The sequence below is a fragment of the Nocardiopsis sp. NPDC055879 genome, from assembly GCF_053615935.1.
The window spans coordinates 1-14753 of the sequence record NZ_JBSHCT010000030.1 but is presented as its reverse complement, the minus strand read 5'-3'; the positions used below and the strand labels follow the sequence as shown (position 1 = coordinate 14753).

Sequence of the window (14753 nt, the reverse complement as noted above, 5' to 3'; positions counted from 1 at the left end):
GGTCAGCCGGTGACCGGCATGGCCATCACCGGATCGGAGGTGGGTTGCTCGGACCCGCCCTCGGGCTCGATGGTGACGGCGACGCCGTCGGTCTCCTCGTCCTGCGGGGTGGCCAGAACCGGGAGTACGAAACCCTCCTGGTCGACCGAGAGCGTCCCGGCCGAGTAGACCGACCCGTCCGGCCGGCTCAGCCACAGCTGGTAGTCCTCGTCGTGCAGGTCCTCCAGACCGTGCGCGCTGAACACCAGGTCGCCCAGGGACTCGGAGCGCACCACCGTGACGCTCACACCCTCCATGGGCTCGGCGCTGGTGGTGACGGCGTCCGGCGCGGCCAGCACCGCGGCGATCTGCCGCTCGTTGCCGCGCAGCTCGTTCACCTGTTCACGCTGGTCGAGCACCACCGCGCCCAGGGCGATGACCGCGGCCAGGCAGGCGGCCAACACCAGACCCAGCGTCCATGGAAGTCCGCGGCGGCGGGGCTCGGGCAGGCGCTCGGGGGCGGGGGCGAGCTGACGGGTCCGGGAGACCTCCTCCAGCACCTTCGCCCGAAGCTCCGCGGGCGGTGTCTCGGCGGCCGTGGCGGCCAACCGCGCGGAGGTCTCGGTGAAACCCCGCACCTCCTGTACACAGGAGTCGCAGTCGGCCAAGTGGTCCTCGAAGCGCACGCTCTCGCTCGGAGTGAGGGCGTTCAACGCGTAGGCGCCGGTCAGCGTGTGCAGGTCCGGGCTGAGCGACCTTCTCACCACTCCACCCCCAAACAGTCCCTGAGTCGAATGAGTCCGTCGCGCATCCTGGTCTTGATGGTGCCCAGGGGCGTCGACAACAGGCGTGCCACATCACGGTAGGTGTAGCCGCCGTAGAAGGCCAGGCGCACCGACTGCTCCTGGAGTTCCGTGAGGTTCTCCAGACATCGTCGGACACGATCGCGTTCGAGCCGGTTCGTGGCCTCCTCGGCCACCTGGTCATAGGGGCGTTCGGTGTCGCCCGCCGCAGCTCGGGACTCCCGGTCGGTGGCCGCCTGCTCCGAACGCACCCGGTCCACCGCCCTGCGGTGGGCCAACGTCATCACCCACGCCTGGGGGCTCCCCCGGCGCGGGTCGTAACGACAGGCACTGCGCCACACCTCCACCAGCACCTCCTGGGAGACCTCCTCCGACTGGGCGGGGTCCCGTAGAACACGCTTGACCAGCCCGTACACGGTCGGGCTGATCAGGTCGTACACCCTGTCGAACGCCTGCTCCTCGCCGCGCGCCACGCGGCTCAGAAGATCCTCCAACCCGAGAGGGCCCTCCGGGGAGGACCCCTGCGGTGCCGCCGTTGCCCTGTCCATCTACGGCCTTCCGGTGGGGAGTCGTGGTCTGGTGGTTACGGTGCGATGGGTGGTCCCGGGCGGCCCGTCCTCGAAGTTCGAGCCGCCCGGGTGCTCGGTTCAGCCTCCCATCAGGAAGGCATCAGCACGGTGTCGACGATGTAGACGGTGGCGTTCGCGGTCTGCACGTTGCCGCACACCACCTGGGACTCGTCGTTCACGGTGAACTCCTCGCCGGAGCCGCTGGTGGTGACGTCCTCGCCCTGCAGGGAGGTGAACGTGCCGTCCGCCAGGTCCTCGGGAGCGTGGGTGCCCTCGACGACGTGGTAGGTCAGCACCTCGGTGAGCTGCTCCTGGTCGGCCAACAGCGCGTCCAGGTCCTCCTGCGGGATCGCCTCGAAGGCGTCGTTGGCGGGAGCGAAGACGGTGATGTCCTCGGCGGAGTTCAGCGTGTCGACCAGGTCGGCCTCCTCCACGGCGCTGACCAGGGTGGACAGGAGCGGGTTGTTGGAGGCCGCGGTGGCGACCGGGTCCTGGGCCATGCCCTCGAAGCTGCCGTCACCGTCTTCGGGCACGTCGGCGCAGCCCGGGCCGAAGTTCTCGCCCGCGGTCTCCGCGCCCTCGTCGGTGCTCTCCTCCTCCATGCCATCGGTGTTCTCGGTGGTCTCCTCGGCGCCACCCATCTCCGGGGACTCCTCGGCCGCGCCGTCCATGTCGCCACAGGCCGAGAGACCGAAGGCGAGCACGGCGGCGGCAGCGGTGGCGGTGAGCGTGTTCTTGCGGAGCATGGTGTTCATCTCTTCTCCCGTTGTTCCCTCTGGTCACATCTGTGGGTGTTGACGATCTGCGGTTGTGTCGAGCCGTTGTCGCGGATGAGGTCTGTGGTGTTCAGTCGGCGGTGAAGCGGATCCGATGCCACCCGGTGGCCCCGTCCGGGATCGGGTCGACCCGTTCGGCCGGCTGGGTGAAGCCGGTGGAGTCGGTGGCCCGTACCTCCACCGAGTGCATGCCGGGGTCGACGTCGACCTCGGCCACCCACTGCACCCAGGTGTCGATGCCGGGGACGGCGGCCAGGTCCGCCTCCCACCAGTCGCCGTCGTCGACACGCACCTCCACGGCGTCGATCCCGCGGTGTTGGGCCCAGGCGACCCCGGCCAGGACGACCTCGCCGGCGTCCACACGACCCAGCGGGGAAGGCACGTCGATCCGGGACATGGTCTTGATCGGAGCGCGCACGCCCCACCCGCGCCGGGCCCAGTACGCCTGGTCGTCCGCGAAACGGGTGAGCCTGATCTCGGTGACCCACTTGGTGGCGCTGACGAACCCGTACAGGCCGGGCACCACCATGCGAGCGGGGTAGCCGTTGACGTGGGGGAGCGGTTCGCCGCCCATCCCCACGGCGAGGAGGGCGTCGCGCCCGTCCATGACTACCTCGGTGGGGGTGCCGCAGGTCCAGCCGTCGTGCGAGGTGCTGAGGATCTGGTCGGCGTCGGCGTGGACCCCCGCTTCGCGCAGCAGGTCGGCGAGGGGGAACCCGAGCCAGCGGGTGTTGCCGACCAGGTCCCCGCCGACCTGGTTGGACACACAGGTCAGGGTGGTGTCGGTCTCGACGAGTTCGCGGGACAGCAGTTCGTCCATGTCGATCTCGAAGGGCCGGTCCACGAGTCCGTGCACACGCAGGGTCCAACGATCGGAGTCCAGGCGCGGGATGGTGAGGGCGGTGTCGATCCGGTAGAAGTCCCGGTTCGGGGTCGTGAAGGGCGCCAGTCCCGGAACGCCGAGGTCGACCCCGGAGGGCGGCGCCGGCAGGGGCTCGGCGGGTGCGGGCAGCGCCAGTGCGCTTCGCGATCCGGTACCGCCGGTCATGGAGGGAAGGAACCGCCCCAGGGCACCGGCGGAACCGGTGGCGGCGAGGACCCCGGCCGCGGTGAGTACGAAACCGCGCCTCCCAGGTCCTCGGTCCGGCCCCGGCGCGGGGGGTGTTCCACCCTCCGCCTCCGCCGGTGCCCGAGGCTCCCCCTTCTCTCCCCCGGTTTCGAGGGCCGGGCGAGCGCTCCTGAGAAGGAGCCACAGCGCCACGGCGCCCGCCGCCCCGCCGACGACCACGGCCGAGGCCGCTCCCAGGTCATCGGCGCGGCGGAGGAACACGGCGGCGAGCCCCACCACCGTGAACAGGAGCAGCCCCGCGTATCCGACGGCCGGGCGGCGCGGTGACACGACACCGAGCAGTGCGCCGGCCAGGACGAGGACGACCACGACCCCGGTGATCAGTACGGCCTTGTCGGCCGTGCCGAAGAGCGAGATCGCCCACTCCATGAGGAACGGGGGACTGTTGTCGACGAGCGCGTCGCCGACCGTGACCACCGGCGAGGTCGCACGCGTCAGTCCGGCGGTGAGTTCGCCGAATCCGAGGGCCGCCCCGACGACGAGCAGGCCGAGGCCCACCCCGACCATGAGGTGCCGGGTGTCGCGTTGCGGGCGTCGTGTCCCGCGTTCCTTGGTGGTCACGTCGGGTATTCGGCGCCGACGCGGGGGCGGATGGGTCGGTCGACGACTTTTCTCGGGATTCTTTTTCCAAGCGCCCGGAGCCATCGTGCGCCCACCGTCGACGTGGGTTTCGCGGCCCACGTCGAGTGGTGTGCCGGAACGCGAGGCGGTGTGTCAGGACGGGATGAGGAGCATGCCCACCACATGGACGGTGGCGTTGGTGGTTCGTACGTCGGCACAGACCACCGGGGCGTAGCCGTCGACCGTGTACTCGCCCTCGTCCGCGGTGGCGCGGATCCGGTCGCCGTTGAGGGTGTCGAAGGAGCCGCCGTCCAGATCGGCGCTGCCGAACTCGCCTAGGACGACGTGGTGGCCCAGAAGGTGCGCCGGCCCGTCGGGGGAGTCCAGCAGGCCCTGGATCGCCGGGGTGGGATACATGTCGAAGGCGTCGTCGGTGGGGGCGAACAGGGTCATGTCGTCGGCCGTGTCCAGGTCCGATGCCAGACCGGATCGCTCCACCACCTCGGCCAGGCGGCCCAGAAAGGGGTTGTCGGCGATGGCGGTGGAGAGGGGGCGGTCGGCCATCGCGGAGAGGCTTCCGGGTCCCGTGTCGGGGAAGTCCGCGCAGCCGGGGCCGAAGGCTCCGACCGGTTCGACGTCGGCCTCGGCGCTGTGGCCGTGTTCTTCGCCTTCGCCCTCGCCGTTGCCACCGGAACAGGCGGCGAGGGAGAGGAGGAGTACGGCACACCCGGCCGTGAGGGTGGTTCGGTGCATCTTCCGCCCCGATGGATGACTCGACGTTACGAGTTCATCACGTTACGTGTGAATCGCTTGCATCGAGAGCCGCGACGCGCATATGCGCGAACGCGAAACGGGGCACCGGCCAACGCTCCGGAACGCCCCGCCATGGAATCCGCCTATACGGGTCATGGCTGGCCAGGGCGGGTGCCGTGACTCTTCTTGGGGCACTGTGGTCGGTTCGACCCCGTGAGTGCAGGAAGATGTTGCCGGTACGTCCTCTCAACGATCGGAGTTCCCCCACATGGCGCGGAAGAAGCACCTAACCGTGGTCGCGCTCATGGTCTCGGGCAGCCTCCTCCTCAGTGGCTGCGCCCCCGTGTCCGACTGGTGGTCCGAAACCTTCGGAGACGCGTCCGGACCGCCCGAGGTCAGGGAGGAGTTCCCCTACGTACGCGAGGGACGCATCTTCCAGGACACCGGACAGGACGCCGAGATGCGCTTCGCCGTCACCGGACTGGAGCGCACCGACGACTACACGGTCATGCACTACGAGGTCACCTACCTGGACGATTTCGCCGGGCCCAACCGGAACCTGAGCATGGCCCACACCCTGGTCGACCCCCTCACCGGACGCGTCTACCGACAGTTCCTCGACGGCGAGGGCCTCAAGTACGGATCGGAGAGCCCCAACGAGGACGGGCTCTACCCGGTGCACGACGGGGTCACCAACGAGTACACCCGCTACTTCCCCCGCATTCCCGACGAGGTGTCCCAGGTGACGTTCGTCGGCAGCGGGCTGGGCGCCATGACCGGCATCCCCGTCCAGGACGTGGAGACCGAGCGGGAGGACCCGGAGAACCCCAACGGGCCCGACCACCTGACCTTGGACGACCCGCCCGCACGGGGTGAGAACCTCGTCTTCGCCAACCGTCGCCCCGACGAGGACGCCCTCGCCGACGAGGGTTGGGTACAGAGCTTCGTCGACTCCGAGATCGCCTCCACCACCCGGGACGGCGACCGCGAGATCATCTCGCTGCACTCGGACGTGATGTTCGAGTTCGACCGCTCGGACCTGACCGACGACGCCGAGGACGTGGTCCGCCGCGCCGCCACCACCCTGGCCCAGAACGTCGACCCCGACGAGCCCAGCATCACCGTGGTCGGCCACACCGACGGCATCGGTGACGACGCCTACAACGACAACCTGTCGGTGGAACGCGCCGAGAGCGTGCGGGACCTGCTCGCCGAGGAACTCGGGACCGACTACCAGCTGGAGGTCGAGGGTCGCGGCAAGCGCGAGCCCATCGCCCGCGAGGGCGGTTCCGACGACGAGGAGGCGCGGGCCCGCAACCGGCGCGTGGAGTTCTCCTACGTCTTCAACCCGACGGTGGAGGCCACCGAGGACGAGGAGTACGACGACGACGGCCTCGGCGTGGCCCAGCGCAACGTGACCTGGCCCGCCCCCTACAGCGACGACCCGGGTTCCGTGGTCGCCGAGGGGGAGGAGAACGGGATCCGGCTGGAGATCTACCCGTTGCGCCGTGACGGCGCCTACGTCATCGGCACCGTGGCGATGACCAACACCACCGACGAACCGCTCGCCCCCGAGCTGGGCGGCAGTGAGACGGTGGCCGGTGGCCCCGAGCAGTTCAACAAGGGCACCCTGGGCGGGTTCCAGTTGTACGAGCCGGAGGGCGGACTGGTCCGCTACGTGGCGCAGATGGACTTCGGAGAGAACCGCTACAGCAGCTTCGCCGAGGAGGTGCACACCATCCAGCCCGGCAACACGCACGAGCTGGTCGCGGTGTTCCCCGCCCCGCCGGTGGACATCGAGGAGCTCACGATGCGCGCCGGCCCCTTCGGTGAGTTCGAGGAGATCCCGGTGGAGTACTAGGGGTACGTGAACAGGGAGGGGCCCGACACGATGTCGGGCCCCCCTCCCTTGTCGTTTCCCGGGGCCGGCTCTCAGGGGGAGTCGGTGTCCGCCGAACGGTCGGGCAGGCCCGCGGCGAGCCGGAGCCGGACGAACTCCTCGGTCAACATCGCGGGCGTGTAGTGGGCGTTGCGTCCGCTCGGATTGGGCAGCAACCACAGCCGGGTTCGACCGATGGTCTCCTCCTGAGGGCCGACCTTCGGTCGCCTGACCCCGAAGGCCGCCCGGTAACCGGTGATGCCCAGGAACGTCAACCACGCGGGGGCCAGGTCGAGGATCTTGCCGCGCAGCTCTTCGGAGCCTTGGACGAACTCCTCGGGTGCGAGTTCGTCCGAACCGCGGGTGGTGCGCGCGACGAGGTTGGTGATCCCCAACCCCAGTCGGGGCAGCTCCCACTCCCGGTCGGGGGTGTAGCGGCCCGGGGTGAACCCGGACCGGCCCAGCGAGGGCCAGAAGCGGTTGCCGGGGGTGGCGAAGTGGTGTCCGCGCACCGCGCTGGTCAGCCCGGGATTGAGCCCGCAGAACACCACCGACAACCCTTCGACGAGTACGTCGGGCACCAGGAGGTCGCGGCCGGCGTCGAGCTCCTCTCGGCTCAGTCCCCCGACCCCTCGTGTGGGTCCGCTCCCTGCCTCACCGGCCATGACACTAGTTTCGGATCTGACCGGCGGCCTGCAACACGACACGCTCCAGGTCGCCCCGCTCGACGTCTTCGTTGAAGACGATGGCGGTGACGTGGAAGTCGCCGGGCAGTTGCAGGTACAGGTGGCGGCTGGAGCCGTCCACGGTGCCCACGTACTCCAGGTCGCCGTCGAGGTCGTCGGACTCCTCCGTGTGGTAGGTGTCCACGTCCACGTCGACGTCCACCTCCCAGTTCATCTCGGCCTCCGAACCGGGAACCTCGATGACGTCCGGGTTGGCGCTCGGGTCGGCGCCGGAGGTGAACAGGAGGGTGAAGGAGGGGGTGCCCGGTGCGGCGTTCCCGTCGCTGTAGGTGCAGGAGAGCTGTTCGGCGTCGTCGACCCCGTCGATCGCTCCGCTCTCCTCGGTGAGGACGGTGCCGGGGGCGAGGTCGCCGACGATCTGCGCGGCGCCCGCCGCCTCGCACGACTCGGGGAGTCCGTAGGAGGAGTCCTCCTGTTCCTCGGCCTCCTCCTCGCCGGGGCTGGGACTCGCGCTCGCCTCCTCGTCCGGTGACTCCGAGCCGTCGCCGCTGGACAGGTTCATATCCAGGTCGAGGTCGACCACGTCACAGCCGACGAGGACGAAACCGCCGATGACGACCGCGGCGACGGCCGTGCCCAGGCATGACAGGGGAGTGGACGGAATCAGGCGCATGGGTGGCTTTCGGTTCGGGGTGCGCCGGGCACGTGGGAGGGGCGCCGGCGGGGGACACACAGGGAAACTTAGCAACTCCGGGAAGCACGGGGGCACAGACGGCGGGGCCGGGCCGAGGACATCCCCTCGGCCCGGCCCCGTTTCCGGGTCACCTCGTGGCCGAACCCGACGTGGTCGGCCGTGACGCGGTGGGTCAGAGGTTGATCATGTGCCCGGCCAGGCCGTGCACGGCCTCCTTGACCGCTTCGCTCAGGGTCGGGTGGGCGTGGATGTTGCGAGCCACCTCGTGCACCGTCAGGTCCCACTGCTGGGCCAGGGTCAGCTCCGGCAGCAGTTCGGTGACGTCCGGCCCCACCATGTGGGCGCCCAGGAACTCGCCGTACTTCCCGTCCGAGACGATCTTGACGAAGCCGCGGACGTCGCCGAGCCCGTGGGCCTTGCCGTTGGCCATGAACGGGAACTTGGCGACCTGGACGTCGTAGCCCGCCTCCCTCGCCTGGGTCTCGCTGTAGCCGAAGCTGGCGATCTGGGGCTGGCAGTAGGTGGCGCGCGGGATGAACCGGTAGTCGATCTCCTGCGTCTCGGCGCCCGCGATGGTCTCCGAGGCGACGATGCCCATGGCCTCGGCGGTGTGCGCCAGCATCAGCTTGGCGGTGACGTCGCCGATCGCGTAGATGTGCGGCACGTTGGTGCGGCCTCGGGAGTCGATGCCGATCGCGCCCCGGTCGGTGAGCTCCACCCCGGCCTTGTCCAGGCCGTAGCCCTCGACGTTGGGGGAGAAACCGATCGCCTGGAGCAGTTTGTCGGCCTCCAGGGTCTGTTGCCCTCCGTCCTTGCCGGTGACCGTGACCCGCACACCCGAACCGGAGTCCTCGACGTTCTCCACCTTGGTGGAGGTCAGGACCTTCACGCCGAGCTTCTTGTAGGCGCGGGAGATCTCCTTGGAGACCTCCTCGTCCTCCGCCGGCACCATGCGGTCGAGGAACTCCACGATGGTGACGTCGACCCCGTAGTTGGCCATCACGAAGGCGAACTCGACGCCGATGGCGCCGGCACCCGCGATGATGATGCTTTCGGGTAGTTCCTCGGTGAGGATCTGCTCCTCATAGGTCACGACGCGCTCGGAGAGCGAAGTGCCCGGGATGAGCTTGGTGGAGGAGCCCGCGGCGATGATCGAGTTGTCGAAGGTGATCGACTCGGTCTCCCCGTCCGCGTTCCGCACCTCGATGGTGTGGTCGTCCACGAAGGTGCCGCGCCCGTTGAACTCGGTGATCTTGTTCTTCTTCATGAGGAAGTGGACACCCTTGACCCGGCCGTCCGCGACCTCACGGCTTCGGCTGAACGCCTTGCCGTAGTCGAACTCGACCTTGCCCTCCACCTTGATGCCGAAGGTGTCGGCGTCGTTGTGGAACAGGTGCGCGAGCTCCGCGTTGCGAAGGAGTGCCTTGGAAGGGATGCAGCCCACGTTGAGGCAGACCCCGCCCCAGTACTTCTCCTCGACGATCGCGGTCGTGAGGCCCAGTTGGGCGGCGCGGATCGCCGCGACGTAACCGCCGGGCCCGGCGCCGAGGACCACCAGATCGAAGTGTCGCTGTCCCATGACGGGATCTCCTTGAGTGTGTTTGTGACGCACCCAGCGCAGCCGGCTTGCCCGGGGTGTCGGATTGCCGGACGCCAGCCTAGTCGCGCACAGGCCACCTGTGTGCGACCGGTTGTCACGCAAGCGTCACTTAACGCTGTCTTCGCTGGTGGCGGTGGGTTCGGTGGGGGTGGAGTCTCCCGGTCCGGGGGCGCCTCCGGAGCCGGTGGAGGTGCTTGCGGAGCCTTCGGACTCGATCCGGTCGGTCTCGGCGTCGTATTCGGCGGCGGCCAGGTCCAACGCCTCCTTCTTGCGCGCCTTCTGGTCGCGGCCGGCGGTGAGGGTCGGGTACAACGCCATGCCGAAGATGAGCGCGAGCATGATCCACAGGGCGTACTTGTCGACCATCAGGACGAGGTCCACCCCGGACTGCCCGGAGACGTATCCGACGTAGGCGACGAACGTGGTGATCATGAGGGCGCCCAGGGCGTCCAGGAGGAGGTAGGTGCGCAGCCGCATCCCGTTGGCGCCGGCCATCACGTGGGGGATGCCCGCGGGGACGCCCGGCAGGTAGCTCAGCGGGATGAGGACGCGCATCACCCACGGATTCATCGTCTCCAGGCGGTCGGCGAGGCGGCGCCCGCGCTCACCCTGGATGAGGAAGTTGACGATGCCTCGGCCCCAGCGGTGACCCAACCACCAGAACACCCAGTCGATCTTGATCTTGCCGATCACACCGGCCAGGACGATCAGCCACAGGGAACCCTCGCCGATGCTCGCGAAGGCGGAGGCGGCACCGACCGCGGCATGACTTCCGGTGACCAGGGCCAGGGGCAGAGGGTGGTCGGCGATGAACAGCGGACGCAGCGGGAGGGTGAGCAGCATCAGCGCCGGAAGGATGATGGCGACGGCGAGCAGCACCTTGTCCTGGCGCTGCATCTCGCCCTTCCACGGCTTCATGGAGCGGAGGATCTCCTTGCCGAGCTCCGCCTCCTGTACGCCCCAGGCCTCCTCCGCGGCCTTCAGGGCCTCCTCACGGGTGGGGCGGCGGGCGCTGTTCGGACCGTCGTCGGAACCAGGGTTCGAGTCGGCGTCGTGCCGGGGAACGGGCGTCGTCGTCATCATGTCCCCAGGTTCTCGCGAGGTCCCACTCGCGCAGTAGTCGTAGGAGTCACCGGAGCGGTGTGAGCCGTGCGTGGACGCGAGATGACATGTGTCATGCGTCCCGCGCCCCCACGCACGTCACAGGGTAGGGCGTCGCGAGCCGTGCGGCCCCGGTGCCGTCAGCGACGGGGTGGGTCCAGCGGCCACTTCCAGTGCGGCGCCCAGGTGGAGGCGTCCGATACGCCGGGCGGCATCGGCGGCAGCAGTCGGCGACCGGGTGGGAGGTCCTCCTCTTCCGTCTCCTCGGAGGCGTCCTTCGAGGAGGGCGGGTCGAGGGGGTCGTCCCAACGAGGTGCGGCCGGGGTGTCCGTCCAAGCAGGCGAGTCGGGGGAGTCGAACGAGGAGGGGGAATCGGAGGAGGGTTCCGAGCGGGTGTTCCAGGACGGTGAGTCGAGGGCATCACCCCAGGTGGGCGAGTCGAGGGCGTCGGTCCAGGAAGGCGAATCCGCGCCGCCGCGCGCGCTGCCGAACGGGTCGGGGTCGCGGAAGGGGCCCGGGTCCGGGATCGCCTGCGGTTCGTCGTCGACCCGTGGCGGGGCGGCGGCCCAGGGGGCCGGCACCACGAAGTCGTCGGGTTCGTCCTCCTCGACGTGGGTCGATGGGATCGGTGCGTCGGAGGGCGTGAACGAAGCGGGGGACGACGAGGGGCCGAGGGGATCGTCGTCGAACGGAGACCCGCCACCGAAGAGGGAGTCGAAGTCCGGTTCGGGGGCGTCGGAGCGCATTCGGGGGTCGGGCGCGTCGAGATCGGGGTCCAGGGCGGAGAACGGGGCGGACAACGGACCCGAGTCCACCTCGGCGAAGTGCGCGGCCACACCGAAATGCCGCGGGGGTCGTCGGTACGTGCCCGTGTCCTCGTTCTCGATCGCCGGGGCCATGGGGTGACGGACGCTTCCCGCCGGATGGAGTCGCGACCACCAGGCGGCCGTCTCCTCCCCGTGCAGTTCGGACAGGACGGTGAGCGCGCCGACGATGTGCGGGTGGCGACGCCCGGCCCGCCAGGAGTGCGACAGTGACTGGGGCTCCAGGACGAGGACGCGTTCACCGTCCACCTCGGGGATGTCCCCGGGGCAGGCCTCGTTTCCCACCCAGGTACCGTCGCCGCCGACCAGGTCCCACTCGCCGCGCACCACGTCGGCCAGCGGATCCACCTGACCGTCCTGGGAGGCGACCACCCAACGGGGGTCCGGGCGGGTACCGGACAGCCGCAGCCCCTCCTTGCCGATCAGGGCGTCGGCGAGCAGCGTGTGCAGCTGGAAGTTGTCGCTCACGCCGTCGAACCGGACGCGGAAGCCTCGCCACGAAGCGCGGTCCAGGACGAGCACACGGCTCACCTCGGCCATGCGCAGCAGTTCGGCGACCTCACCGAACTCGCTCAACCGGGTGGACAGGGCCTCGACGATCTGGCCCAGTCCGTCCAGGGCGCTGGGGTCCGCGCGCACGGCCGAACGCACGCCGGAGTCGCTCAGCATCGCCTTGGCGGCGAGCCCGTAGCGCTGGGCGGTCCACCAACCCGTGGTGGCCAGGGGAGCGTTGTCACCGAGGACCTCCTCGACTCGGCTCTCCTCCTCGTCGCCCACCTGGGAGGGCGCGGGCAGCGTACCGCCGCCGGTCTTGTCCCAGGCGTGCATGAACGCCACGGCGGCCTGTCCGTAGCCGCCGACCTGTCGCAGCACCTCCAGACCGGCCTGCCCGGCGGGTGTGCCGGACTCGGCCAGGGCGCCGGCCAGGACGGAGAGATCGGCCGCGACACCCGCGTAGGGTTCGCAGTCGCCCAGTACCGGAGCCAGGGCTTCGAGGGCGATTTCGAGTTCCTCTTTGGGCACGCTGGAGGACAGCCGGAAGGCTTCCTTCACGGCCTCAGGGAAGTCGTGGGCCTGGCCGGCGGCGGTGTCGAGCACCCGTTGGAACGCGGCGCGGAACTCTTCAATCACCCCAGAATCCTGTCATACCCGCACTGTCTTGTTGTGATCCGGATGCATGTGCACGAAACGGGCGAGTGGTGGGAGCGGTGCAGGTGAGGGGGCCTGACCGGGCAGGAAGGCCGAAAGATCAAGCGGGGTCGTGGATCCGGACCTCTCGCCCGCCCTGACCTGGGGAGAGGAAGTCGAGCAGCCGGCGGCCCTCTTCGACGATCTCCTCGGTCTCGGAGCCGGTGAGAGTGCGGAAGGGGGCCACCTCCAGGGACGGGGTGTGAGTGGAGGAACGGGTGGGGCGGATGTGGTTCACCTTCCACGTGGCCGCCACCGAACCGTCCAGGAGGACCGTCGACGGCGGCATCCCGTTGCGGACGGCGATACGGCGCCGGGCCTCGTCGGAGATCACACGAGTGCGGTCGGCGTGGGCGCGGAGGATGTTGTCGAAGTCGTAGAGGAAGCGGACGGGCGCGGGGGTGTCGGCGTGCAGGTCCGGGTAGAGGTCGGAGCCGGGGCGAGGGGCGTGGGGCAGATCGAACAGCTCGACGGGCCTGGCGGGTCTACGACCTCCCTCGGGCCTCTCGTCCTGTTCGGCGTGGAAGGACACCAGCCGGTCGCGCAGGCCCTCCACCACCGGTTTGAGACGGGTCGACCCGGACCAGGCCTGGATGTCCTGGACGCTCGCCGGTCCGTATGCGGCCAGGTGGCGCAGGACCAGGCGCTCCCGGTCGGGTTCGGCGTCCATGGGCAGCCCGGTCCAGGTGTCCGCGGGGGCCAGCGCCGGGGGCCCCGAGGCGCCCCACACACCGCGTGGCGGGACCTGGACGACCGGTAGGAGACAGCGCACCACGTAGGAGAGGTGTGGTCCGGGAACACCCGGCCAATGCTCCGCCAGACGCTCTCCCAACAGTTTGGGGGTGAGCGGCTCCTCCTCCAGGAGCTTGCGCGCCATGTCGAGAACGGCGGAGCGGTCCAAGCCGGCGGTCGCCTTGCCATGGGAACTGTTCTCCAGGTCCCTGGCCATGACCTCACCGGTGGTGCCACGCAGCCACCGGGCCTCCTGCGGGCTCACCAGGTGCAGGGTGGAGCGCATCAGCGACATGCGGACCAGCGCGCCCTCGGTGAGCAGACGGCCCATCTCGTGCGGATCGGGGGATCGCAGCCGGTTCTGCAGGGCGACGTACCAGGTGTGCGTGGTCTGCGCCTGGAGCCCGCCCAGGCGGGTGACCAACTCGACGATCGGCAGGTCCACACGTTCGAGGAGGAACTGGCGGGCCAGGGTCGCGCGGTTGAGCGCGCGGCGGCTGAGGACGGTGGCCATCGGGTGCACTCCGGGTTCCGTTGCGTGTCGGAACCCTACCCACCGACACCGACGATCCGAGGCCGATCCCGTCGAAACGGAGAAAAAGGGCGGCCCTAAGCTGCGACACGAAGGTGACGACGAGCCGTCTGGGGACGAAATGGTGGAGAACCACGTGTGGGCGGAGCGGGCGCGGGTCCGATTGGAGAACGCGTACGTACGACTCACCCCGCTCCAGGAAGGCGATCGAGACGGTTGGCGGGAGCAGGCGCTCGACCCCGACATTTGGACGCACTTCACCACCAGGGTGGATGACGCCGCGGGCTTCGAGCGCTTCTTCGACTCCTACCTGGAGGCGAGCGAGAAGGGGAAACGGACCACGTTCACCATCACCGACCTGGTCGACGGACGGGTCGCGGGCAGCATGAGTTACGGCAACCTCTCGGAGCCGGACCTGCGCCTGGAGATCGGTAGCTCCTGGCTGGGGCGCGACTTCCGCGGTCGGGGAGTCAACCACTGGGCGAAGTACCTGCTGCTGCGGCACGCCTTCGAGGCCATGGACGCCGAACGGGTGGAGTTCAAGACGGACGTGTTGAACGAGCGGGCCCGTCGGGGGCTGAGCGGGATCGGCGCCACGGAGGAGGGCGTTCTGCGCAGCTACAACGTGATGCCGGGAGGCCGGCGCCGGGACGCGGTGTACTACTCGGTGCTGCGCGCCGAGTGGCCACTCGTGCGTAGCCGTCTGGAGGAAGGGCCCCGCCGACGTTGAAAGCGGCACGCCGGCCGCCGTGGCCGACGCACGACCCCCGGGGCGGCTCACTTCCGTGAGCTCGGATCCCCGGGGGCGCCGGTGCGTGTTCGGGTGCCGGCGACGAGAAGCCGCCCCTGGTCACCGGTCCAGGAGTTGGGCGCAGCGGATCAGGCCCAGATGCGAGTAGGCCTGCGGGTGGTTGCCCAACGCGCGTTCGGTGACCGGGTCGAACTCC

General features: G+C 69.6%; 13 protein-coding genes. 2 read left to right on the top strand and 11 right to left on the bottom strand.

All coding sequences use genetic code 11. From position 1 onward, the window contains the following. Positions 1-2 precede the first annotated feature (2 nt). From ACWGKS_RS26315 to ACWGKS_RS26295, 5 genes are all read right to left on the bottom strand, one after another. Entirely contained in the window at positions 3-743 is a 741-nt protein-coding gene (locus tag ACWGKS_RS26315) for an anti-sigma factor (protein WP_358515453.1), read from the bottom strand. Next, positions 740-1330 carry a sigma-70 family RNA polymerase sigma factor gene (locus ACWGKS_RS26310; RefSeq protein ID WP_452457143.1) on the bottom strand — a complete coding sequence of 197 codons (591 nt, stop codon included), beginning with the start codon at positions 1328-1330 and terminating at the stop codon, positions 740-742. Before ACWGKS_RS26310 ends, ACWGKS_RS26315 begins: the two co-directional genes overlap by 4 nt. 110 nt (positions 1331-1440) lie before the next feature. Continuing rightward, positions 1441-2097 (bottom strand): fasciclin domain-containing protein, encoded by a 657-nt coding sequence (locus tag ACWGKS_RS26305; protein ID WP_358515486.1) that lies wholly within the window; start codon positions 2095-2097, stop codon positions 1441-1443. A 100-nt stretch (positions 2098-2197) separates the two neighbouring features. After that, positions 2198-3826 carry a molybdopterin-dependent oxidoreductase gene (locus tag ACWGKS_RS26300; protein WP_358515489.1) on the bottom strand — a complete coding sequence of 543 codons (1629 nt, stop codon included), beginning with the start codon at positions 3824-3826 and terminating at the stop codon, positions 2198-2200. Positions 3827-3970: 144 nt separating this feature from the next. Further along, on the bottom strand, positions 3971-4570 hold the full coding sequence (locus ACWGKS_RS26295) for a fasciclin domain-containing protein (protein ID WP_358515459.1): 600 nt from the start codon (positions 4568-4570) through the stop codon (positions 3971-3973). A gap of 268 nt (positions 4571-4838) precedes the next feature. Here ACWGKS_RS26295 and ACWGKS_RS26290 point away from each other — a divergent pair, with 268 nt between their 5' ends. Next, positions 4839-6431 (top strand): OmpA family protein, encoded by a 1593-nt coding sequence (locus tag ACWGKS_RS26290; RefSeq protein ID WP_358515462.1) that lies wholly within the window; start codon positions 4839-4841, stop codon positions 6429-6431. 71 nt (positions 6432-6502) lie between these two features. Here the strand turns inward: ACWGKS_RS26290 and ACWGKS_RS26285 are convergent, their stop codons facing one another. The 6 genes from ACWGKS_RS26285 to ACWGKS_RS26260 all read right to left on the bottom strand — a co-directional run bounded on the left by ACWGKS_RS26285 (position 6503) and on the right by ACWGKS_RS26260 (position 13788). Further along, positions 6503-7114, bottom strand: a complete 612-nt coding sequence (locus ACWGKS_RS26285; protein WP_452457145.1) for a mismatch-specific DNA-glycosylase — start codon at positions 7112-7114, stop codon at positions 6503-6505. Positions 7115-7118: 4 nt separating this feature from the next. Beyond that, the gene (locus ACWGKS_RS26280; protein WP_358515469.1) at positions 7119-7808 is read right to left on the bottom strand and encodes a hypothetical protein; all 690 of its coding nucleotides are present in this window, start codon (positions 7806-7808) and stop codon (positions 7119-7121) included. 193 nt (positions 7809-8001) lie between these two features. Next, complete coding sequence (lpdA, locus tag ACWGKS_RS26275; RefSeq protein WP_358515472.1) at positions 8002-9408, bottom strand: dihydrolipoyl dehydrogenase; 1407 nt, start codon at positions 9406-9408, stop codon at positions 8002-8004. 126 nt (positions 9409-9534) lie between these two features. After that, entirely contained in the window at positions 9535-10512 is a 978-nt protein-coding gene (locus ACWGKS_RS26270; RefSeq protein ID WP_452524362.1) for a DedA family protein, read from the bottom strand. Between the two features lie 158 nt (positions 10513-10670). Beyond that, positions 10671-12485 (bottom strand): hypothetical protein, encoded by a 1815-nt coding sequence (locus tag ACWGKS_RS26265; protein WP_358515477.1) that lies wholly within the window; start codon positions 12483-12485, stop codon positions 10671-10673. A 118-nt stretch (positions 12486-12603) separates the two neighbouring features. Beyond that, positions 12604-13788 (bottom strand): winged helix DNA-binding domain-containing protein, encoded by a 1185-nt coding sequence (locus ACWGKS_RS26260; RefSeq protein WP_452524360.1) that lies wholly within the window; start codon positions 13786-13788, stop codon positions 12604-12606. 139 nt (positions 13789-13927) lie between these two features. On the opposite strand from ACWGKS_RS26260, the gene ACWGKS_RS26255 reads away from it, so the two are divergent. After that, positions 13928-14536, top strand: coding sequence for a GNAT family N-acetyltransferase (locus ACWGKS_RS26255; RefSeq protein WP_358515483.1), 609 nt, complete (start codon positions 13928-13930; stop codon positions 14534-14536). Positions 14537-14753 lie beyond the last annotated feature (217 nt).